The sequence below is a fragment of the Aeromonas sp. 604282 genome (assembly GCF_049170575.1).
GTDB classification, from domain to species: Bacteria; Pseudomonadota; Gammaproteobacteria; order Enterobacterales; family Aeromonadaceae; genus Aeromonas; species Aeromonas veronii_A.
This window is the reverse complement of sequence record NZ_JAAKMV010000010.1, coordinates 129603-150684: the sequence shown is the minus strand read 5'-3', so window position 1 is coordinate 150684 and position 21082 is coordinate 129603. Positions and strand designations below refer to the sequence as shown.

General features: G+C 61.9%; 20 protein-coding genes. 13 read left to right on the top strand and 7 right to left on the bottom strand.

Features of this window, described 5'->3' with window-relative positions:
* Positions 1-30: 30 nt before the first annotated feature.
* Positions 31-2181: a 5-histidylcysteine sulfoxide synthase gene (gene ovoA, locus G5367_RS13475; RefSeq protein ID WP_421244887.1), complete on the bottom strand. Its 2151-nt coding sequence runs from the start codon at positions 2179-2181 to the stop codon at positions 31-33.
* 395 nt (positions 2182-2576) lie between these two features.
* Here ovoA and G5367_RS13470 point away from each other — a divergent pair, with 395 nt between their 5' ends.
* The gene (locus G5367_RS13470; RefSeq protein WP_421244888.1) at positions 2577-3299 is read left to right on the top strand and encodes a head GIN domain-containing protein; all 723 of its coding nucleotides are present in this window, start codon (positions 2577-2579) and stop codon (positions 3297-3299) included.
* Between the two features lie 49 nt (positions 3300-3348).
* Here G5367_RS13470 and fghA read toward each other — a convergent pair whose 3' ends face one another.
* Positions 3349-4185 carry an S-formylglutathione hydrolase gene (gene fghA / locus G5367_RS13465; RefSeq protein ID WP_421244889.1) on the bottom strand — a complete coding sequence of 279 codons (837 nt, stop codon included), beginning with the start codon at positions 4183-4185 and terminating at the stop codon, positions 3349-3351.
* 48 nt (positions 4186-4233) lie between these two features.
* A complete protein-coding gene (locus G5367_RS13460; protein ID WP_216979865.1) occupies positions 4234-5361 on the bottom strand; it encodes an S-(hydroxymethyl)glutathione dehydrogenase/class III alcohol dehydrogenase in 1128 nt (375 codons plus the stop codon).
* 120 nt (positions 5362-5481) lie between these two features.
* On the opposite strand from G5367_RS13460, the gene G5367_RS13455 reads away from it, so the two are divergent.
* Positions 5482-6387 carry a LysR substrate-binding domain-containing protein gene (locus G5367_RS13455; protein WP_043851532.1) on the top strand — a complete coding sequence of 302 codons (906 nt, stop codon included), beginning with the start codon at positions 5482-5484 and terminating at the stop codon, positions 6385-6387.
* 112 nt (positions 6388-6499) lie between these two features.
* Here G5367_RS13455 and G5367_RS13450 read toward each other — a convergent pair whose 3' ends face one another.
* A complete protein-coding gene (locus tag G5367_RS13450; protein WP_005342032.1) occupies positions 6500-7363 on the bottom strand; it encodes a YicC/YloC family endoribonuclease in 864 nt (287 codons plus the stop codon).
* Positions 7364-7510: 147 nt separating this feature from the next.
* Between G5367_RS13450 and rph the strand changes: the two genes are divergently transcribed.
* The 9 genes from rph to G5367_RS13405 all read left to right on the top strand — a co-directional run bounded on the left by rph (position 7511) and on the right by G5367_RS13405 (position 16976).
* Entirely contained in the window at positions 7511-8227 is a 717-nt protein-coding gene (gene rph, locus G5367_RS13445; protein WP_005339589.1) for a ribonuclease PH, read from the top strand.
* Between the two features lie 75 nt (positions 8228-8302).
* On the top strand, positions 8303-8956 hold the full coding sequence (gene pyrE, locus G5367_RS13440) for an orotate phosphoribosyltransferase (RefSeq protein WP_421244890.1): 654 nt from the start codon (positions 8303-8305) through the stop codon (positions 8954-8956).
* 178 nt (positions 8957-9134) lie between these two features.
* Entirely contained in the window at positions 9135-11564 is a 2430-nt protein-coding gene (locus G5367_RS13435) for a heavy metal translocating P-type ATPase (RefSeq protein ID WP_421244891.1), read from the top strand.
* Positions 11565-11954 carry a Cu(I)-responsive transcriptional regulator gene (cueR, locus tag G5367_RS13430; RefSeq protein ID WP_005356117.1) on the top strand — a complete coding sequence of 130 codons (390 nt, stop codon included), beginning with the start codon at positions 11565-11567 and terminating at the stop codon, positions 11952-11954.
* A gap of 127 nt (positions 11955-12081) precedes the next feature.
* Positions 12082-13236, top strand: coding sequence for a GGDEF domain-containing protein (locus G5367_RS13425; RefSeq protein WP_005339596.1), 1155 nt, complete (start codon positions 12082-12084; stop codon positions 13234-13236).
* A gap of 30 nt (positions 13237-13266) precedes the next feature.
* Positions 13267-13530: a YihD family protein gene (locus tag G5367_RS13420; RefSeq protein ID WP_005339598.1), complete on the top strand. Its 264-nt coding sequence runs from the start codon at positions 13267-13269 to the stop codon at positions 13528-13530.
* Between the two features lie 155 nt (positions 13531-13685).
* Positions 13686-15137, top strand: a complete 1452-nt coding sequence (gene ccoG, locus G5367_RS13415) for a cytochrome c oxidase accessory protein CcoG (protein WP_421244892.1) — start codon at positions 13686-13688, stop codon at positions 15135-15137.
* A gap of 103 nt (positions 15138-15240) precedes the next feature.
* On the top strand, positions 15241-16230 hold the full coding sequence (locus G5367_RS13410; protein WP_421294482.1) for a serine/threonine protein kinase: 990 nt from the start codon (positions 15241-15243) through the stop codon (positions 16228-16230).
* Between the two features lie 137 nt (positions 16231-16367).
* Positions 16368-16976 carry a thiol:disulfide interchange protein DsbA/DsbL gene (locus G5367_RS13405; protein WP_005356138.1) on the top strand — a complete coding sequence of 203 codons (609 nt, stop codon included), beginning with the start codon at positions 16368-16370 and terminating at the stop codon, positions 16974-16976.
* 71 nt (positions 16977-17047) lie between these two features.
* On the opposite strand, the gene pncB is transcribed toward G5367_RS13405, so the two are convergent.
* Together pncB and G5367_RS13395 are read right to left on the bottom strand one after the other, a co-directional pair.
* Positions 17048-18226, bottom strand: coding sequence for a nicotinate phosphoribosyltransferase (gene pncB, locus G5367_RS13400; protein ID WP_005342020.1), 1179 nt, complete (start codon positions 18224-18226; stop codon positions 17048-17050).
* Between the two features lie 101 nt (positions 18227-18327).
* Positions 18328-18963, bottom strand: a complete 636-nt coding sequence (locus G5367_RS13395; RefSeq protein WP_005357452.1) for a nicotinamidase — start codon at positions 18961-18963, stop codon at positions 18328-18330.
* Between the two features lie 74 nt (positions 18964-19037).
* On the opposite strand from G5367_RS13395, the gene G5367_RS13390 reads away from it, so the two are divergent.
* Both G5367_RS13390 and G5367_RS13385 read left to right on the top strand, forming a co-directional pair.
* On the top strand, positions 19038-19688 hold the full coding sequence (locus tag G5367_RS13390; RefSeq protein WP_421244893.1) for an NUDIX hydrolase: 651 nt from the start codon (positions 19038-19040) through the stop codon (positions 19686-19688).
* A complete protein-coding gene (locus tag G5367_RS13385) occupies positions 19685-20191 on the top strand; it encodes a DUF523 domain-containing protein (RefSeq protein ID WP_421244894.1) in 507 nt (168 codons plus the stop codon). The genes G5367_RS13390 and G5367_RS13385 overlap by 4 nt, the downstream gene beginning before the upstream one ends.
* Here G5367_RS13385 and G5367_RS13380 read toward each other — a convergent pair.
* The gene (locus tag G5367_RS13380; protein WP_421244895.1) at positions 20116-21081 is read right to left on the bottom strand and encodes an acyltransferase; all 966 of its coding nucleotides are present in this window, start codon (positions 21079-21081) and stop codon (positions 20116-20118) included. The two genes, G5367_RS13385 and G5367_RS13380, sit on opposite strands and share 76 nt — an antisense overlap.
* Between the last annotated feature and the right edge of the window lies 1 nt (position 21082).

Sequence of the window (21082 nt, the reverse complement as noted above, 5' to 3'; positions counted from 1 at the left end):
CCTCTTCTCATCTGCATGCCGACCGGCGTGCTAGCGTTTGCGCCAGACGGTCAGCTGCGCCACCGTGTGCTGGTATTTGCGGGCGGTCTCGCGGATGACGAAGGGCACATCCCGCGGCGGGCAGTGCTCCTCGAACTCCGCCACCAGCAGCCGTTGCAGCGCCTGATAGGTAGTGAGCGCCTCGCCATTTTCGCGAATGCCGCCGAGCCAGTTGGCGGGCGGGGTATATTCCGCCAGCCAGGTATAGGGGCTGGTGAGTACCAGCAGGCCACCGCTGCGCAGCCGCGGGGCGATATCCCGCAGGAAGCGGGCGGGCTCCCGCAGCCGGTCGATCAGGTTGGAGGCGAGCACCAGATCGTAGTGGTCATATTTGGGCTTGAGGTTGCAGGCATCCCCCTGACTGAAGTGGATGCGCTCAGCCTGACTTGCCCCCAGCCCGTGGCTCGACAGGCGTGCCTCGCAATACTCCACCAGTTCACCCTCCAGCGGAATGGCGTAGCGGAAGCTGTCCTGGCTGGCGAGGGCCAGCGCCACATCGATGAAGCGGGCCGAGTAGTCCACCCCGTCCACATGCTGGAAGTGGCGGGCCAGTTCGAAGCTGGCGCGGCCGGTGGCACAGCCGATATCCAGCGCCCGCTGGTGGTTGCTGCACAGCTCGCCTGCAAGATCAGCAAGCGTCTTGGCGTAGTTGGCTACCCCGAAGTGGCTCGGGCCGTACTGGAAGTCGAGGTACTGAGCGACCAGCGTGTCGGTTTCATAGGGATTCACGATAACGGGTTCCTGATAACGGGAGACCAGATAGCGGAAACCCGCATGCTGGAAGAAGTGACGCCGGAAGGCGTAACGGGATGATTTGAGCGCTTCGTTACCCGTGCTGATCCAGCTGCCACCCTTGATAAGGGTGTGCTTGCCATCAAAGGTGGGGGTGGAGAAGTCGTCGTAGAGCGGGTGGATTTTAAAGCCGTCGAAGCCATCGATGGCGGTGCTGGTCCACTGCCAGACATTGCCCACCAGATCGAAGAACTCCCCTTGCGGGCAGGCATCCACCGGGCAGGAGGAGGCGAAGTGGGCCAGATTGATATTGCCGGGGGCTTCCGTCCAGTCCGGCTGATCGCCGGGTAGCTGCTCGCGCAGCAACTGCCACTCTGCCTCGCTCGGCAGCTGGATGGGGAGCCCGGTCCGGGCCGCCTTCCAGCGACAGAATGCGGCCGCCTCCAGCTGGTTGACCTCGACTGGCCAGTCCCAGGGCATGGCGACCTGCTCGGTCATCAGCCGCAGCTGCAGTTGTTCGGGCTTGGTGGGATCACCCACCCAGAAGGTGGGCATCTGCGCCTTGGCGTACTGGCACCAGCCCCATCCCTCCTCATCCCACCACTGTTGCTGGCCGTAGCCGCCCGCCTGGACGAAGGCGAGGTACTCGGCATTGCTCACCAGCATGCGGCTGGCCTGAAACGGGGCCAGCTCGATCTGGCGCTCGCCATATTCGTTGTCCCAGCCGTAGGTGGCATCTTGCTTGCCAAGGCGCACCTTGCCGCCGGCCACCGGCAGCAGGCTGTTGGCGGGCACCTGATCAATGCGGTGGCGGGCTTCGGTGCAGGCGGGCCAATAAGGCTGCGGCCGCACCCAGGCGAGCGGCAACTGGCGGATCAGCACGCTGGAGGTCTCGAGGTGGATGCGCTCGTGCTCTATCCCCATCAGGATCACCCAGGCCGGGCTCTGCCAGTCGATGGGCAGGGTGAGCGGCATCTGGCGAATAAAATCGCACACCAGCGAACGGACTTTAGCCCGATAGCTGCGCAGCTCGCTGACTTTGGGCCAGTCGTAGTGGGTCTCGTCCAGATCGTCCCAGCTCATTTCGTCCACCCCGATGGCGACCATAGCCTCGATGCGTGCATCCAGCCGCTGGTCGATCAGGCGCGCCGCCAGCAGCTTGTTGATAAAGAAGGCGGCGGTGTGGCCGTAGTAGAAGATGAGTGGGTGGCGCAGTGGGATCGCCTTGTTGAACCAGGCCCGCTCATCGGCCAGACAGTCGAACAGTGAGTCGTAGAGATCGAAGGTCTGGCAGAAGTAGGCGAGCAGCTCGCGCCGTTTCTGCTCGGGATCGCTGCCGGTCAGCAACGGGGTGCGAGTCGGTTCCGGCAGACCGGTGGCAGTGGAATAGAGAGGGCTTGCTTGGGTCACGCTCTGACTCCTTGTTGGCAGTGAAGACTGACAAGACAGTGGTAATGACATTACCGCAATGGAGAGCTTGGTACGCACGAAGTACCACTATTGGCTCAACAGAGCGGCAGGGCAATCCAAAACTTCCAGGGCTTGTCAGCGTAGCGACCGGCAGGACGGCTCGCCAGCCAGCTCTCCACCTGCCTGTTAGGGGATGGTCAGATTCGCCAAATGGTGGTCTAAATGGCTCTTTTTAATGTGTGCCACTTCTTACTGTTGATTTTATTTTCATTGAAAATCATATAGTTAGCTTCTGGCATGGCCATTGCTATCTGTGGTTTCATACGGCCTCTATTTTTGTGGTTTCGAACAGGGCCTGTCAGGTGGCTTATCAATAAATAAAAAGGAGAACAGTTATGCGGTGGATGATTGGCGTCTTGGTGGCGTTGGTGATGGGAGGTTGCAACGTCTTTGCCGACACCGAGATCAAGGGGGAAGGTGTCCCGGTCGAGCGCCAGCAGGCACTGGGCGAGCGGGTGACCCGGGTGCTGGCGGGAACTCCGGCCACCCTCCATCTGGTGGCAGGCGAGCAGCGCGGCATCCTGATCAAGGGGCAGGCAAATCTCTTGCCGTATCTGGAGCTGACCGAGCGCGGCAGCAAGCTGGAGATCGAGGTGAAGGATGGTTACCGACTGCGGCCTACCGAACCGCTGGAGATCACCATCACCCTGCCAGAGCTCAGTGAAATGGCGCTGGCAGGTACCGGCAACGGCGATCTGAGCGGCTTCAAGGGTGAGGCGCTGGAGCTGTCGGTGGCGGGAACAGGTGGGATCGTCGCCAGCCAGCTGGAGGTACAGCGATTGAAAGGCAATATCGCTGGTGCAGGTAGCATGGAGCTGGGGAGCGGCTCTGCCACCAGCATCGAGCTGAACATTGCCGGTGCTGGCGATGTGCTGGGCAGCGAAATGCGTGGCAACGAGGTCGAGGTCAATATCGCCGGCAGCGGTGATGTGGAGGTGCGGGCCCAGAAAACGCTCAAGATCGGCATCGCAGGCACTGGCAACATCACCTACTGGGGTGACCCCGAGGTGGAGCAGCAGATCGTGGGCTCCGGCGGGGTAACCCGTGCCGGCAGCTGACGCTTCCGATCACCACAACTGAAACAGGCCCGCAACGGGCCTGTTTTGATCAGAGGTGGCGGGCGTGAAAGCGCAGGTGCGCCTCGATAAAGCTCGCCACGAAGTAGTAGCTGTGGTCATAGCCTTCGTGGCGGTTGAGCTCCAGCGGCCACCTCTTGCTGGCCGCTACCTCGGCCAGCGCATCGATATGCAACTGCTCGGCGAGGAAGGGATCATCCAGCCCCACATCCACCAAGATTGGCAGCGGTGTGACCGGCTGGTGGCGCAGCAGCTGGCAGGCATCCCACTCCTGCCACAGCAGAGGATTGCTGCCGAGATACGCCCCGAGCGCCTTCTGGCCCCAGGGGCTGCGGCTCGGGTGACAGATCGGGCTGAACGCCGAGACCGAGCGGTAGCGACCCGGCTCCCGCAGCGCGGCGATCAGCGCACCATGACCGCCCATGGAGTGGCCGCTGATGGCGCGGCGGGTCGAGACCGGGAAGTGGGTCTCTATCAAGTCAGGCAGTTCGCGGGTGACGTAGTCATACATCTGGTAGTGCGCCTGCCAGGGGCTCTGGCTGGCATTGACGTAAAAGCCTGCCCCCATGCCGAGGTCATAACCGGGATCGTCCGCTACGCCGTCGCCGCGGGGGCTGGTGTCCGGCGCCACCAGGGCGATGCCGAGCTCGGCGGCGATGCGCTGGGCACCCGCCTTCTGCATAAAGTTCTCATCGGTGCAGGTGAGGCCGCTGAGCCAGTAGAGCACGGGTACCTTCTGGCCGGTGAGGGCCTGAGGCGGCAGATAGATGGCAAAATTCATCTCGCAGCCGAGCACGCTGGCGTGGTGGCGATAGCGCTTGTGCCAGCCGCCGAAGCTCTTGTTGCTGCTGATAATCTCCAGATTCATCGAAGGACTCCTGCACCCCGCCCACGATGGCGGGCGGGGTGATCATGCTCAGTAGTGGATGACGGTGCGGATGCTTTTGCCTTGGTGCATCAGATCAAATGCGTCGTTGATCTGTTCCAGCGGCATAGTGTGGGTGATGAAGTCATCGAGGCGGAACTCACCCTGCATGTAGCGCTGCACATAGCTCGGCAGTTCGCTGCGACCGCGTACCCCGCCGAAGGCGCTGCCGCGCCAGACCCGGCCGGTGACCAGCTGGAACGGACGGGTGCTGATCTCCTGACCCGCTCCGGCGACGCCGATGATGACCGATTCGCCCCAGCCCTTGTGGCAGCACTCCAGCGCCGCGCGCATCACCTTGACGTTGCCGATGCACTCGAAGGAGAAGTCGACGCCGCCGTCGGTCAGCTCGACGATCACCTCCTGGATGGGCTTGTCGTAATCGTTCGGGTTGATGCAGTCGGTGGCACCCAGCTTGCGGGCCAGCTCGAACTTGCTCTCGTTGATGTCGATGGCGATGATGCGACCGGCCTTGGCCAGACGGGCACCGATCACCGCCGAGAGGCCGATGCCACCCAGCCCGAAGATGGCGACGCTCTCACCCTCTTTCACCTTGGCGGTGTTCATCACGGCGCCGATGCCGGTGGTGACGCCGCAGCCGAGCAGGCAGACCTCTTCCAGCGGGGCGGCCGGGTCCACCTTGGCGATGGAGATCTCCGGCAGTACCGTGTATTCGCTGAAGGTGGAGGTGCCCATGTAGTGATAGATGGGCTGGCCATCTTTCGAGAAGCGGGTGGTGCCGTCCGGCATCAGCCCCTTGCCCTGGGTGGCGCGGATCTTCTGGCAGAGGTTGGTCTTGCCGGATTTGCAGAATTTGCACTCGCCGCACTCGGGGGTGTAGAGCGGGATCACGTGATCCCCCACTTTGACGGTGGTGACCCCTTCGCCGACGGATTCGACGATGCCGCCCCCCTCGTGGCCGAGAATGCAGGGGAAGACCCCTTCCGGATCCTCACCGGAGAGGGTGAAGGCATCGGTGTGGCAGACGCCGGTCGCGACGATGCGCACCCGCACCTCGCCCGCTTGCGGCGGCATGACCTCGACCTCTTCGATGGAGAGGGGCTGACCCGGGCCCCAGGCGATGGCGGCTTTACACTTGATGCTTTGAACCTGTGCCATGAATGACATCCTTCTTGTTGAGCAGGGTGAACAGAGATGAGTTCGGACAGTCAGTGTAGTTTCCCGCCGATTTGGTGATAATGAGGGCAAATCTCAAATCACTTTTACACACAGGTAATAATGTTCGGCTGGGAAGGGATCTGTGAATTTGTCAGCGTGGCGGAGCAGGGGGGCTTTACCCCGGCGGCGCGCAAGCTGGGAGTGTCGGTGGCGCAGGTCAGCCGTCAGGTGGCACAGCTGGAAGATCGGCTGCAGGCCAAGCTGCTGCTGCGCACCACCCGTCAGGTGCGGCTCACCGAACTTGGCGAGATTTACTATCGCCACTGTCGTCAGCTGCTGGACAACCTCTACGAGGCGGAGCTGGCGGTGGGGCGCCATCAGGCGGTACCGCAAGGGTCGCTGCGCATCACGGCACCCGTCTCCTACGGCGAGAGCCGCATCGCCCCGCTGGTAAACGACTTCATGGTGCGTTTCCCCCAGCTGGAGGTGACCCTCAACCTCACCAACCAGCTGCTGGACCTGGTGCACGAAGGCTACGATCTGGCGCTGCGGCTTGGCCACCTCAAGGATTCGACGCTGGTGGCACGCAAGCTGGCGCAGCGGGTGCCCTATGTCTGCGCCTCACCGGCCTACACCGCTCGCCACGGCATGCCCAACAGCCTCTCCGAGCTGACCCGCCACACCTGTCTGGTGGGCAACAGCGACGAGTGGCACTTCACTCTGGATGGCCGCCCCCACAGCGTGCGGGTGCGCGGCCTGCTGCAGTGCAACAGCGGCCACGCCCTGCTGGATGCGGCGCTCAAGGGAATCGGCATCATCCAGCTGCCGGACTACTACGTGAGCGACCATCTGGCCCGAGGCGAATTGATCGAGCTGCTGCCCGAACTGCGGGCCCCGGCGGAGGGGATCTGGGCCCTCTATCCCCATAACCGCCACCTCTCCCCCAAGGTGCGGATGCTGGTGGACTACCTCGCCGAGCGGCTGAGCGACCCGCACCAACCGGCACTGGTGATGCCTATAGGCTAGGGCGTCTCTCGCTCGTTGGCTCACTGGTGGAAATCTCATGGCCAGAAAATAAAAGAGCCCTTGAGGAATCAAGGGCTCTTTTGCAGGCAACAACCGGATAGTCAGCGACCCATCATTCGATGTTTTGGATCTGCTCGCGCATCTGCTCGATCAGGACTTTCAGCTCGACGGCGGACTGGGTCACTTCGGCGTTGATGGACTTGGAGCCAAGCGTGTTCGACTCGCGGTTGAACTCCTGCATCATAAAGTCGAGACGACGGCCGCAGGCGCCACCCTTTTTCATGATCTTGTTGGTTTCGCTGATGTGCATCTCCAGACGATCCAGCTCTTCGGCCACGTCGATCTTCTGGGCCAGCAGCACGATCTCCTGCTCGATGCGGGCCGGATCCAGCTCAACCTTGGCTTCGGCCAGACGGTCGGTGAGCTTCTGGCGCTGCCACTCGATGATCTGCGGCAGGTGGACGCGCACCTTCTTCACTTCCACCTGAATACCGGCCAGACGCTGCTCGATCAGCGCCTTGAGGTTGGCCCCTTCGCTGGCGCGGGAGGCGAGGAAATCTTCCATGGTCTGGTCAAAACCGCCGAGCAGCTCGGTGGCGACCGCGTCCATGTCCTGTTCGGCGGCAGCCATGACGCCCGGCCAACGCAGTACGTCGACCGGATTGAGTTGGCCCTGACCCGCCTCTTTCATTACCCAGCTGGCGCTGTCGATGATGAGCTTGGCCAGCTCTTCATTGATATGGAGTTGGCTGGCGGCGGCCTGAGCGGCCTCGAAGCGCAGGTTGCACTCCACCTTGCCGCGCTGCAGCTTGGCGCGGAAACGCTCACGCAGAACCGGTTCCAGGCTGCGCAGTTGCTCCGGCAGGCGAATGTAGGTTTCCAGATAGCGCTGGTTTACCGAACGAATTTCCCAAACGGCTGTGCCCCAGTCGCCCTTGAATTCCTTGCGGGCGTAGGCGGTCATGCTGTGAATCATTGATTGTTCCGGGCTTGATGAAGTGTGCGGCCAGTATACTCAGCCCGGCCCTGCTCGTCAGCCGATGCCGTGGTTTTAGCGGCTGATATTTGGGGCGGGATCACTTATAATCCCCCGCCAATTTGAGCCAGCCCAGAGGTCCGTTCCATGTCACGTCCAAGCGATCGCAGTGCCGCGCAACTTCGCCCGGTTACCATTACCCGCAATTTCACCAAACATGCAGAAGGCTCAGTGCTGGTGGAGTTCGGTAACACTCGCGTGCTCTGCACCGCCAGCGTCGACACCAGCGTGCCCCGCTTCCTGAAAGGGAAGAACCAGGGCTGGGTGACTGCAGAATACGGCATGCTGCCGCGCTCCACCCACTCCCGGATGAACCGCGAAGCGGCCTCCGGCAAGCAGAGTGGCCGCACTCTGGAGATCTCCCGGCTGATCGCCCGCTCCCTGCGCGCAGCGGTAGACCTGACTGCGCTGGGCGAGCACTCCATCACAGTTGACTGTGACGTGCTGCAAGCCGATGGCGGCACCCGCACCGCCTCCATTACCGGTGCCTGCGTGGCGCTGGTGGATGCGCTGAACTGGATGGTCGAGAAGGGCATGATCAAGCAGAGCCCGCTCAAGCAGATGATCGCCGCCGTCTCCGTCGGCATGTATCAGGGAGAAGCCATCTGCGATCTGGAGTACATCGAAGACTCCGCCGCCGAGACCGACATGAACGTGGTGATGACCGAAGATGGTCGCATCATCGAGGTGCAGGGCACCGCGGAGGCCGAGCCCTTCACCCATGAGGAGCTGCTGGAGATGCTGGCGCTCGCCAAGGGCGGCATCGCCGACATCATTGCGCTGCAGAAGCAGTCGCTCTCCTGATTTTAAAAACGCGGCATTGACCGCGTTTTTTTATACCCCCACACAAGACAACGACAAGCCAAGCAAGGAGCCAGAATGAAAGCCTACCAGCGTCAATTTATCGAGTTCGCCCTGGAGAAACAGGTCCTCAAATTCGGTGAATTTACCCTGAAATCCGGTCGTAAAAGCCCCTACTTCTTCAACGCCGGTCTGTTCAACAGCGGCCGCGATCTGGCCCGTCTCGGCCGCTTCTATGCCGCCGCCCTGATGGATGCCGGTATCGAGTTCGATGTGCTGTTTGGCCCGGCCTACAAGGGGATCCCCATCGCCTCCGCCACCGCCGTGCAGCTGGTGGAGCAGCACGATGTGGACGTGCCCTGGTGCTTCAACCGCAAGGAGGCCAAGGATCACGGCGAGGGCGGCAATCTGGTGGGCAGCCCGCTCAAGGGTCGCATCATGCTGGTGGACGACGTCATCACCGCCGGCACCGCCATCCGCGAATCCATGGATCTGATCCAGGCCAACGGCGCCTCGCTGGCGGGCGTGCTGATCGCGCTGGATCGTCAGGAGAAGGGTAAAGGCGAGCTCTCCGCCATTCAGGAGGTGGAGCGTGACTACGGCGCCCACATCATCGCCATCATCCAGATGAGCGACCTGATTGCCTATCTGGAAGAGCAGCAGGTCGAGCAGCCGGAGCTGGCAGCACAGCTGGCGGCCATGAAGGCTTACCGCGCCCAGTACGGTATCTGAGTTCCGCTCACACCGCGCAATAGCTGAATGCGGCGCCTCTTTGCTCTCTGGCAGCAAACGGGCGCCGTTTTTTCATCTGCAAAAAGTGGATCATGTGGCTTGAGCTTGCCCTTACAGTAAAGGTTAGGGTTTGCCAGTCGGCGTTTTGTGGTGCCGACGGGTTCCGGGGAGGAACAACATGACCACTCATCTTCAATCACCCATTCATCTGCAGTTGCCGCTCAGCGGCATGAGCTGCGCCAACTGCGCAGGCCGCATCGCGGCCAGCCTCAACAAACTCGACGGGGTATCGGCCACCGTCAACTTCGCGCTGGAGCAGGCGGCCATCGAGCTGGCCAGCCCCGATCGCCTGCCTGCGGTGCTCGACAGCATCAAGAGTCAGGGTTACGACTACGGCAGCGAGACCTTTTTGTTCCAAATTACCGGTATGACTTGTGCCGGTTGCTCGGCCCGCCTGAACAAGATACTGGCCGCGCTGCCCGGCGTTATCTCTGCTGACGTCAACTTTTCCATCGAGCAGGCCCGCATCGTACTGGTCCCCGGGATGCAGACGCCCGCCGCTTTGCGCGAGCAGATCGAGGCGCTCGGCTTTGGCGCCCAGCTGGCGCAGGGCTCGGCCAGCGGCCGCCGCCAGCAGTTGCTGGAGCGGGAAGCGCAGGAGGCCGCCACAGCCCGTCAGGCGCAGACCCGGGTCATCGTCTCGGCTTTGCTGACGTTGCCGCTGCTGGTGGGGATGCTGGCCATGGCCGGACTGTTCCCCTGGCATCTGCCCGCCTGGTTGGAGCCGCTGCTCGCCACCCCGGTGCAGTTCTGGATCGGCGCCCGCTTCTATCGCGGTGCCTGGCTCGCCATCAAGAACCGCGCAGCCAATATGGATGTGCTGGTAGCAACCGGCACCAGCGCCGCTTACTTCTACAGCCTCTATCTGTTGTTGACGCTGGGGATGGCTGCTAGCGGCAAGCTCTATTTCGAGGCGAGCGCCATCATCATTACCCTGATCTCCCTCGGCAAGTTGCTGGAGGCACGGGCCAGACGCAGCACCCAGTCCGCCATTCGCGAACTGATGGCGCTGCGGCCGGAAACCGCCACCGTCTGGCGTGGCGAGAGCTGGCAAAGCGTCGCCATCGACGAGGTGCTGCGCGGCGATCGGCTGCGGGTGCTGGTGGGCGAGCGGGTGCCGGTGGATGGCAAAATCGTTAGCGGCGCCAGCGAACTGGACGAATCGATCCTCACCGGCGAGAGTCTGCCGGTGCCGCGCAGTGCGGGCGACAAGGTGCTGGGCGGAGCCATCAACCGCTCCGGCGTGCTGGAGATCGAAGCCACGACCGTGGGGGAGGATTCCAGCCTCAGCAAGATCATCGCGCTGGTGGAGAGTGCCCAGATGGGCAAGGCACCGCTGCAGCAGCTGGTGGACAAGGTCTCCGCCGTGTTTGTGCCGGTGGTGATGGCCATTGCCCTGTTCACCCTGCTGGTGTGGTACGCCATCAGCAACGACTTCGGTCAGGCGCTGCTGGCAGCGGTGGCGGTGCTGGTGATCGCCTGCCCCTGTGCGCTGGGGCTGGCGACCCCGGCGGCCATTGTCACCGGCACTGGCGTCGCGGCGCGCCACGGCATCCTGATCAAGGATGTGGATACCTTGCAGAAGGCCCACGCCATCAAGGCGCTGATCTTCGACAAGACCGGCACGCTCACTCAAGGCAAGCCTGTACTGGCGAGCTGGAGTGGCACTGCCGATCAGTTGCGTCTCGCCGCCGCCCTGCAGCAGGCGAGCGAACACCCGCTGGCGCTGGCGATGCGCGAGGCGGTCGGCAGCGGGGTAGCACTGCCTCAGCCCGACGCGGTCGAGGTGCGGGTCGGTGCCGGCATAGTCGGTCAGGTGGCGGGCCACAGTGTCGCCATCGGCAATGGTTCCCTGCTAGCCCAGCTCGGCATTGAACCGCCGCAACAGGATGAACAAGCCGCCGATGGGGCGACCCGGGTTTGGGTTGCCATCGACGGTGCTGTGGTTGGTATCGCTGCTTTGGCCGATACCCTGCGCCCCGAGAGCCCGGAAGCCATCGCCACCCTGCGCCAGCGCGGCATCGCCAGCTGGCTGGTGAGCGGCGATGCACCGGCGCCGGTGGCCCATGTCGCCGCCAAGCTGGGGCTGGACGGGGCCTTTGACTCCGTGCTGCCAGCGGGCAAGGTGGAGAAAGTGGAGGCGCTGCGGGCGCAAACCCGCGGGATGGTGGCCATGGTGGGGGACGGGGTGAACGACGCCCCGGCGCTGGCGGCGGCGGATGTCGGTATCGCCATGGGCTCCGGCTCCGACGTGGCGATGGAGACCGCTTCCATCACCCTGATGCGCTCTGATCCGCGGCTGGTGGCCGATGCCATCGATATCTCGGCGGCGACCTGGCGCACCATACAGCAGAATCTGTTCTGGGCCTTCGTGTTCAACATCATTGGCATTCCGCTGGCGGCGCTAGGCTACCTGAGCCCCGAGCTGGCGGGGGCGGCCATGGCCCTGAGCAGCATCACCGTTTTGAGCAATTCCCTGTTATTGAAACGCTGGCAGCCCAGGGCGGCGCACGGGCCAGCATCCAACCCGATCAGTAAGGAGGCATAAATGAACATCAGCAAGGTTGCCAAGGCCACTGGGCTGACCGCCAAGACCATCCGTTATTACGAGAGCATTGGCCTCATCACAGCCCCGGTACGCAGTGACAACGGTTATCGCAGTTACACCGAGGGGGCGCTGCGCGAGCTGCGTTTCGTCAAGCGGGCGCGGGAGACCGGCTTCAATCTGGAAGAGTGTCAGGAGCTGCTGGCACTCTATCGGGACGAACACAGAACCAGCGCCCAGGTGAAGAAGCTGGCGCAGGAGAAGATCGTCGATCTGCGCGCCCGCATTGCCGGTTTGCAGGCCATGCTTACCTCCCTGGAAGGGTTGGTTTGCTGCTGCCACGGGGATGAAAATCCCGAGTGCCCGATCCTCGATGAATTGGAGAAGGGGTGAGCAAGGACTCACCTGCCAGCGCAGAAGAAATCGTTATTGATTGATTAACTTCTTAATAAGCGGCGCTTTATTGTTGCGGGTCAGGGGGTAATGGTAGACTGCTCGGCTCTTGTACAGGAGTACTCAGTTGACCCAGAGTGTGACACGTCAGGTTAAGCAGGCCATCATGGCCCAGCTCTATACCCATGCATCGTTCAGTCTCCCCTGTTTGGGCGTGTTGGCATTTGGCTGGAGTCTGCTGTTTCACGACTATCTACCCGCCATCGAAGCACTCGGTTGGCTGGCAGGCACTTTCCTGTGGCTACTGGGTCGGGGCTGGCACCTGCGCTGGCGCCGAGCCCGCCTGCACCAGACGCCGTTGCCGGTGCTGGAGCGGGAGCTCTTTATCGGAGCCACCATCACCTCCATCATCTGGGCCCTCGGGGTGCTGCTCTACATGGACAAGCTGCCCGATACCTACCGGGCCGCCATGATGATGCTCTCCAGTCTCATTCTTACCGGCAGCGCCATCATGCTGTTTGGCAGCCGCCGCACCCTCTATGGTTCCGCCCTGCCGCTGGGCATGGCGATGCTGTTCGAGCTGGGCAATGGCAACGAGCAGGAGCGGATTGTCTCCTGCATGCTGGCGGGCTATCTGTTTGTCTTTCTGCCGACCCTGTTGCGCCGGATGCGGCGGGATCAGATCGCCTCGCTCCACCACCGTTTCTCCAACGCCGAGCTGGTGGCCGAACTGAAGGCGGTCTCCGAGCATTTGCGTCTCACCTCCCGCCTCGACGGCCTGACCGGCATCGCCAACCGCGCCCATCTCGACGACTCTCTGGAGCGGGCCTGGCGGCGCTGCCATCGCGCCCGGGCGCCGTTGTCGCTGGTGCTGGTGGATGTGGATTACTTCAAGCAGTTCAACGATCTCTACGGCCATCAGCTGGGGGATGACTGTTTGCAACAGGTGGCTGGCTTGCTGGCCGAGGTGGAGCGGCGCGAGGACGATCTGGCGGCCCGGTACGGGGGCGAAGAGTTCGCCTTGCTGCTGCCCTGCACCGGCATGCAGGGGGCACTGCAGGTGGCCGACAATGTGCGGCAGGCGCTCAAGGAGCTGGCCATCCCGCACCAGAAGTCACTGGTCTCCGGTCGGGTCACATGTAGTTTTGGTGTTGCGACACTGATACCGGACAACAGCATGAAAATCGCCGATTTGATCCAAAAAGCGGATGCGGCACTCTATCAGGCCAAGCATAATGGGCGGGATCGAATCGAAGTAGCCTTGATGGGTAAGGTTGCCTGAATTTAACGTGACAGATTAAAGAGGTTGTCTATGCAATGTCATCGTATCGAAGAGCTGCTGGAGTTGTTGCAGCCTGCCTGGATCAAGGAACAGGATCTCAGCCTGGTGCAGTTTGTTGCCAAACTGGCCCAAGAAGCGGGATTTGAAGGGCCTCTGTCCGAGCTGACCGACGACATGCTGATCTATCACCTCAAGATGCGGGAATCCGACAAGCAGGCGATGATCCCCGGTCTGGCCAAGGATCACGTGCCCGATTTCAAAGAGGCACTGCTCAAGGCCCGCGGAATCAAGTGAATCTTTAGCGGAAGCGCATCACCCCGGGGTGATGCGCTTTTTTGTTGCCGAAAATTGCGATCCAACCCCAATATTAGATACATCTAATCCACACAATTAGCATGCTGTTTAAGATATAATCCGCTCCATAACAAATAAGGGAGCGATGTCTTGCAATGGCCGACCACGATAAAATCGATATCAAGGACGTCACCGACAAGGGCGTAACCGGGACCTTCAACCCCAATACGTTCAAAGCCAGCGACGACAGATTCAACCCGGGCAACCGCATCTATGTGCGGGCTCAGAAAGGGTATTGGCAGCGGATGCGCAAGGCCATGGGCTGGTTCTTTGTGGCGCTGTTCGTGCTGCTGCCCTGGCTGCGTTACGACGGGCGACAGGCGGTGCTGTTCGACCTCGGTCACCAGCAGTTCCATATCTTTGGTGCCACCATCTGGCCGCAGGATCTGACCCTGCTCGCCTGGCTCTTCATGATCGCCGCCTTCGGGCTCTTCTTTATTACCACCTTCCTAGGTCGGGTCTGGTGTGGCTATCTCTGCCCGCAGACGGTCTGGACCTTCATGTTCATCTGGTTTGAAGAGAAGCTGGAAGGGCCCGCCAACAAACGGCGCAAGCTGGACGAGGCGCCCTGGAGCGGCGAGAAGCTGGCCCGCAAGGGGGGCAAGCATCTGGCCTGGCTGGCGATCTCGCTGGTAACCGGCCTGACCTTCGTCGCCTACTTCCAGGATGTAACTGAACTGGTGCCGGACCTCTTCACTCTGCAGGCCAGCGGATGGGTGCTGTTCTGGGTGATCTTCTTCACCATCATCACCTACGGCAACGCGGGCTGGATGCGTGCCATCATGTGTATCCACATGTGCCCCTATGCCCGCTTCCAGTCCGCCATGTTCGACAAGGACACCTTCATCGTCGGCTATGACACCAAGCGTGGCGAGACCCGTGGCGCCCGCTCCCGCAAGGCGGATCCCAAGGCGATGGGATTGGGTGACTGTATCGACTGCGATCTCTGCGTGCAGGTTTGCCCGACCGGTATCGATATCCGCGATGGCCTGCAGTATGAGTGCATCAACTGCGGTGCCTGCGTCGATGCCTGCGACCAGACCATGGAGCGGATGGGCTACCCGAAAGGGCTCATCAGTTACACCACCGAGCACAAGCTGGCCAACGACTCCACCCATGTGGCTCGGCCCAAGTTGATTGGTTACGGGCTGGTGATGGCGGTGATGCTGGGGGTCTTTGTCTACAACGCCATGTCCATCATGCCGATGGGGCTCGATATCCTGCGGGATCGCAACCAGCTGTTCCGCGAAAACAGCGAGGGGCTGATTGAGAACACCTACACCCTCAAGATCCTCAACAAGACCCTGCAGTCCCAGACCTACCAGCTGGATGTGGAGGGCTTGCCCGAGTATCAGTGGTTCGGCCCCCGTGAAGTGACCCTGAAGGCGGGCGAGATCTATACCCTGCCGGTCAGTCTGGCGGTCGACCCCTACAACCTGAAACGACCAACGCTGGATATCCAGTTCGTGCTGAAGCGGGAGGGAGCTGCCCCTGATGACAGCAAGGGCAACCTGCGCCAGGGCAGCAAGTTTATCAGCCGGCTGTAACTGCATGTGGTGGTGTGCCGGATGTGACACCAATCCGGTCACCAGCGAGCACGGCAATGGCGGTCAGTAGTGATAGAATGGGGCGCAACGGCGCCCCTTTCTTATGGTGGATGACATGCGTTTCAACTATTCCGACCTCAATCCCGACCTCATCATGGATGCGCTTGATCTCAGTGGCCTGCGACTCGACTCCGGCCTCATCGAGCTCAACAGCTACGAAAACCGGGTCTATCAGTTTCAGGATGAGGATCGTCGCCGCTATGTGGTGAAGTTCTACCGTCCCGGCCGCTGGAGCCGGGCCCAGATCCTCGAAGAGCACGAGTTTGCCACCCGTCTCGCAGAGGCTGAGATCCCGGTCGCCGCGCCGCTCGCCTTCGCGGGCGAGACCCTGCTGGAGCACGAGGGCTACCCCTTTGCCATCTGGCAGAGCGTCGGTGGCCGCCAGTTCGAGGTGGATAATCTCGACCAGCTTGAGTGGGTGGGGCGTTTCCTCGGTCGCATTCATCAGATCGGCGCCAGCAAGCCGTTTCACCATCGGGTGCGGCTCGATGTGGAGAGCATGCTGCATGAACCGCGTCAGCTGCTGGCGTCTGGCGAGTGGCTGCCAAGCGGGCTGGCGAAGCAATTCTTCGGGGTACTCGACGAGCTGATCAAGCATGTCAGCGACGCCATGACCCTGGATGTGGCGCAGATCTCCCTGCATGGCGATTGCCACCCGGGCAACATCCTCTGGTGCGATGGCCCCATGTTTGTCGACCTCGATGATTGCCGCACCGGCCCCGCGATTCAGGATCTCTGGATGATGCTGAGCGGCGAGCGCCACGAGCAGCAGATCCAGCTCGATACCCTGCTGGCGGGCTACGAGGAGTTTATGGAGTTCGACTCGCGGGAGCTGGCGCTGATCGAGCCGCTGCGGGCGATGCGCATCGTTCACTACATGGCCTGGCTGGCACGGCGCTGGGAAGATCCTGCCTTCCCCCGTCACTTCCCCTGGTTCAATACCGATCACTACTGGCGTCAACAGATAGCGACACTGCACGATCAGCTGGAGGCACTCAAGGCGCCACCGTTGAGCCTGATGCCAAACTGGTGAAATAGAAGGGATCTTGCGAGGAAAGCGGGACTCGATCTCCGGCCCTGACCATTGACGTCAGCATGGCGAAACAATAGGCTTGGCACTGCTTCGGTTCGCCGGGCGTGCCTCACAGTGATCCCTTAACAGGAAACATCATGAAAAAAGTTCTATTTTTCCTTGCTGCCATGCTGATGATCCCCATGGTTCACGCCGCCCCCGAGTTCAAGGAAGGCGTCAACTACGATGTGGTCAAACAGACTGGCAGTGCTCAGCCGGAAGTGATGGAGTTCTTCTCCTACTATTGCCCGCACTGCGCTACCTTCGAACCGATCGTTGAACAGTTGAAGGCCGGGTTGCCAGAGGGTGTGCCCCTCAAGAAGAACCCGGTTGCCTTCCTCGGCCGCGAAATGGGCCCCGAGATGCAGCGTGCCTACGCCGTTGCCAGCCTGCTCAACGCTGAAGCCAAGCTGACTCCGGCCATCTTCAACAAGATCCACACCCAGCGTCAGCCGCCGATGAGCCGTGACGATGTGAAGAAGATCTTCGTGGATAACGGCGTACCGGCTGAAGAGTTCGACGGTGCCGTCGACAGCTTCGCCGTCTCCGGCATGGTCTCCCAGTTTGATCGCAACACCGAGAGCTACAACATTCGCGGTGTACCGGCTTTCCTGGTGAACGGCAAGTACATGGTGAAGATTGAATCCATCACCTCTCAAGAGCAGTTCAACAAGCTGGTGCAGTTCCTGCTGGCCAAGAAAGACTGATACCCCTTGAGTCGATAAAAAGCCCGCCGGTGTGAACCGGCGGGCTTTTTGTTTTCTGGCGATTTCGAAGATCAGACCCCGACGTGGAACGCCTGTTTGAGGTTGCGGATAAACTCCGCATCCCGGCAGAGGGTCTTGCCCGGGCTGTCGGAGATCTTGGCAACCGGGCCGCCATTGCACTCGATCAGCTTGAAGACGATGTTCATCGGGCTGACACCGGGCAGATCGCAGGTGAGCTTGGTGCCGATGCCGAAGCTGGTGTTGATGCGGCCACGGAAGTGGCGGAACAGCTGCACCGCCTTGTCGAGGTTGAGCCCGTCGGAGAAGACCAGGGTCTTGTCGGTGGGGTCGATGCCGAGCCGCTGATAGTGGCTGATCGCCTTCTCGCCCCACACCACGGGATCGCCGGAGTCGTGACGCAAGCCCTGATAGCTGCTGGCCAGCTCGAAGTCGAAGTCCCGCAGGAAGGCATCCATGGTGATGCAGTCGGTCAGGGCGATGCCGAGATGGTCGGTGAACTCGTCCAGCCAGCTGGTGAGGGCAGCGCGCTGGCTGTGCTCCAGCGGGAAGCCGAGCTGCTGGTGCGCCTGGAACCACTCATGGGCCTGGGTGCCGACCGCGGGCAGCTTGTACTTCTGGGCCAGCATGTAGTTGCTGGTGCCGCGAAACGCCGGCAGCCGCTCCTTGAGGCGACCCACTACCGCATCCTGTACCGCGTGAGAGAAGCGGCGGCGGGTGCCGAAGTCGATGAGGTTAAACTCGCTCATCTCGTCGCTGCTCAGCTCCTTCTCCAGCTTGTCGATCTTCTGATCGAGCCGCTCCAGCGCGTGGCTGACGCCGAACTGGGGGTAGCGGAAGCGGTTGCGCATCTCGCTGATGATGGCGAGCACCGGGATCTCCCACAGGATCACATCCTGCCAGGGGCCCTCGACCCGCACATTGATGCGGCCATCCTGCTCGAACACCTTGAGCAGGGAGGCGTCGAGCGGCTTGCGGCGCAGGTGGTCGAGGTAGTCAGGGGTGAAGAAGGGACGCTCGGCCAGAAAATCGAGCTCTGGCCTGGTCAGTCGCAGGGAACCGGCGAGGCGCAGTTGCTCCTCGATCTGCCCCATCATGGGCAGCAGATCCTCTTCATTGCGGCTGTGAAACTCGGCCACCACCTCGGCATCCGGATAGCGATGGAACACCGCCTGCTGCATATGCAGCTTGTAGGCGTCGGTGTCGAGCAGGCTGGTGAGGATTGGGGGCATATCAGGCTCCTCGCAGACTGGTGAGCACGATGGAGCTCCCCTGCCGCATATGTAACGTGCAGGCGTCGGTGTCGAGCAGGCTGGTAAGAATCGGTGGCATATCAGGCGTCCAGCAGGCGTTGTACATCGATCAGGGTCTGGGCCAGTTCGGCGCCAGCCTCAATCATCTGGGTGTGGGCGCTGGCAACCGTCGCGGGGGCGATGCCACGGCAGGCATCGAGATGGACGATCACCCGGAAACCGGCGCGGCGCAGTTGCAGCACGCTGGTTTTGACACAGTAGTCGGTGGCGAGGCCGCCGACCAGTACGGTATCGACCTTGCGGGCTTGCAGGAATTCGATGAGTCCGGTGCTGCGCCGTTCGGCCAGGTCGTGGAAGCAGGTGCCGTAGGGATGGAGATCCGGTTCGACCCCCTTCCAGACGAAGAAGTCATAGTCGATGGGAGCGGGTAGGCCGTCGAGCAGCTCGAAGCCTTTGCTACCCGGTACGCAGTGCACCGGCCAGGTGAGGTCGGCGTTGGGCAGATCCAGCGGCAGCAGCATGCCGGCGGGGTCAGAAACGGCCCAGTCGGCATTGGCAGGGTGAGAGTCCTTGCTGCCGATCCGCAGCGTGGCGAGGGTGGCCTGAGCGTTGAGCGCAGCCACAATATCATCACCGCCCGCGACGGGCAGTTCGTTCGGGCAGAGGGGGGTAAAGCCCTTCTGCGCATCAATATCCAGGCTGGCGACGGTTCCCATGATTGGCTCCTGCACATACTATTCGTGTGATATTATCTACCAAACATTAATGGAAGGCGAGCAGGGCGATCGGCATGCTGAGAATGAGTCTGGATATGGTGGTGCTGCGGTTGCATGAGGAGCGGCTCGAGCTGCTCCTCGAGACCCGCGATCGCCCCCCCTTTGCCCACTGCTGGCAACTGCCTGCGCTGCGCATCGACGAGACCCGGGATCGGGATCTGGATGCCGCCCAGCGCCGTCTGCTGGCGGAGTGGGGGCTCGGTCACTGCTACAGCGAGCAGGTCTGCACCCTCGGCAATCTGGAGCGGGATCCCCGCGGCTGGTCCACGACCCTGGTCTATCTCTGCCTTGTGGATCCGGAAGTGGAAGCGATCCACGGCTGCTGGCATCCACTCGCCAACCTGCCGGGGCTGAGCCTCGCCTTCGACCATGTTCAGCTCATCGCCAAGGGGCTGGAGCGGCTGCGGATCAAGAGCCGCTACAGCACCCTGCCGCTGCAACTGCTGGGGCCCGAGTTCACCCTATCCGAGGTGCAGCGCGCCTTCGAAATCATCCTGCAAACACCCATGAATACGGCCGCCTTTCGTAAGCGGATCCATCGCGCCGGCATTCTGGTGGATACCGGCCGCAAGCGCACCGGCAAACAGCGTCCCGCTATCCTCTACCGGCTGGAGAGCCCCTGCTGCGTGATGTTCGATCAGGTGATGCACGGAGCGGAAGCATGAGTGAGACCGGCGTGCACAAGGTGCTGGTGAGTGCCTGCCTGCTGGGTCAGCCGGTGCGTTACGACGGTCAGAGCAAGGGGATCGTCAGCGACTGGCTGAGTGAGCTGGGTGCCGAGGGGCGGGTGCTGGCCTTCTGCCCCGAAGTGGCGGGCGGTTTACCGACTCCGCGCCCTCCTGCCGAGCGGCAGGGCGAGCGGGTAGTGACGGCGAGCGGGCTGGATGTGACTGCCGAGTTCGACCGTGGCGCCGAGCTGGCGCTGGCAATCTGTCAGACGCAGGGCATTCGCTTTGCCCTTCTGAAAGAGGGGAGCCCCTCATGTGGCAGCGGCCGTATCTATAACGGCCGCTTCGAAGGTGTTTCTGTGGCGGGCGAGGGCAAGACCACCGCCCTGCTGCGCCGCCACGGGATTGTGGTCTTTTCCGAAGATCAGTTGGCCGAGTTGGCCTCGGCACTCTCTTTGGATTCTTCCCCGGATTTGGCGGCAACCGGCAGCGGTGACTGACCGCTCTGCCACCCCTCCAGCACCTCGTCCTTCTCCTGCCAGCGCTGGTTTAGCCACTCCTGAAAACCGCGCTTGAACTGCTTGTCGTTGAAGTAATCCCCAATCAGCGCCTCATCCACCGGCAGCTCCTCGATCCGCACCTGAATGCGTTTTACCCGTCCCATCAGGAAGTCCTTGAACGGGGTCTCGGCGTTGTCCGGATAGCGGATGGTGACGTTGATCAGGCTGTCGAACTGCTCGCCCATGGCGGCCAGCGTAAAGGCCAGTCCTGCCGCCTTGGGCGGCATCAGGTGGCGATAGCGGGAGCGGGCAGCATCCCGTTTCTGCTCGGTGAAGCGGGTCCCTTCCACGAAATTAATGACGGTAGTGGGGATATGGCGAAACTTCTCGCAGGCATTGCGGGTGGTCTCGATATCCTTGCCGCGCAGGTGCGGGTTCTTCAGCAAAAACTCCCGTGAGTAGCGACGCATAAAGGGCATATCGAGCCCCCAGCAGGCGAGCCCCAACAGCGGGATATAGATCAGCTCGTGCTTCATAAAGAACTTGGGCACCGGCAGCCGGTCGCGGAACAGGTGGCCGAGCACCACGATATCGGTCCAGCTCATATGGTTGCTGATGATGAGATACCAGCCATCCTTGCGCAGCTTGGTATTGTCCTCCACCTGCCAGTCAATACGGGTGGTGAGGCGGATCACCAGCGCATTGCAGGCCAGCCACAGTCTCATGAAGCGGTTGTTGAGGCGGCTGCAGGCGCGACCAAAGGCCGGGATCGGCAGCAGCAGTTTGGCCAGCGACACCAGCAGGATCAGGCTGGCGCACAAGGCGGTGAAAAGGATGGTCAGGCCCGCGCTGATGATCAGCACCAGCGGGCCGGGAAGCAGGGATAGCATG

Coding starts and splice junctions, on each gene's coding strand:
- pyrE (WP_421244890.1), top strand. CDS start 8,303: ATGAAAGCCTACCAGCGTCAATTTATCGAGTTCGCCCTGGAGAAACAG.
- G5367_RS13455 (WP_043851532.1), top strand. CDS start 5,482: ATGTTCGGCTGGGAAGGGATCTGTGAATTTGTCAGCGTGGCGGAGCAG.
- cueR (WP_005356117.1), top strand. CDS start 11,565: ATGAACATCAGCAAGGTTGCCAAGGCCACTGGGCTGACCGCCAAGACC.
- rph (WP_005339589.1), top strand. CDS start 7,511: ATGTCACGTCCAAGCGATCGCAGTGCCGCGCAACTTCGCCCGGTTACC.
- G5367_RS13390 (WP_421244893.1), top strand. CDS start 19,038: ATGCTGAGAATGAGTCTGGATATGGTGGTGCTGCGGTTGCATGAGGAG.
- ccoG (WP_421244892.1), top strand. CDS start 13,686: ATGGCCGACCACGATAAAATCGATATCAAGGACGTCACCGACAAGGGC.
- G5367_RS13435 (WP_421244891.1), top strand. CDS start 9,135: ATGACCACTCATCTTCAATCACCCATTCATCTGCAGTTGCCGCTCAGC.
- G5367_RS13385 (WP_421244894.1), top strand. CDS start 19,685: ATGAGTGAGACCGGCGTGCACAAGGTGCTGGTGAGTGCCTGCCTGCTG.
- G5367_RS13470 (WP_421244888.1), top strand. CDS start 2,577: ATGCGGTGGATGATTGGCGTCTTGGTGGCGTTGGTGATGGGAGGTTGC.
- G5367_RS13420 (WP_005339598.1), top strand. CDS start 13,267: ATGCAATGTCATCGTATCGAAGAGCTGCTGGAGTTGTTGCAGCCTGCC.
- fghA (WP_421244889.1), bottom strand. CDS start 4,185: ATGAATCTGGAGATTATCAGCAGCAACAAGAGCTTCGGCGGCTGGCAC.
- G5367_RS13395 (WP_005357452.1), bottom strand. CDS start 18,963: ATGGGAACCGTCGCCAGCCTGGATATTGATGCGCAGAAGGGCTTTACC.
- G5367_RS13405 (WP_005356138.1), top strand. CDS start 16,368: ATGAAAAAAGTTCTATTTTTCCTTGCTGCCATGCTGATGATCCCCATG.
- G5367_RS13410 (WP_421294482.1), top strand. CDS start 15,241: ATGGTGGATGACATGCGTTTCAACTATTCCGACCTCAATCCCGACCTC.
- G5367_RS13380 (WP_421244895.1), bottom strand. CDS start 21,081: ATGCTATCCCTGCTTCCCGGCCCGCTGGTGCTGATCATCAGCGCGGGC.
- G5367_RS13460 (WP_216979865.1), bottom strand. CDS start 5,361: ATGGCACAGGTTCAAAGCATCAAGTGTAAAGCCGCCATCGCCTGGGGC.
- G5367_RS13450 (WP_005342032.1), bottom strand. CDS start 7,363: ATGATTCACAGCATGACCGCCTACGCCCGCAAGGAATTCAAGGGCGAC.
- pncB (WP_005342020.1), bottom strand. CDS start 18,226: ATGCCCCCAATCCTCACCAGCCTGCTCGACACCGACGCCTACAAGCTG.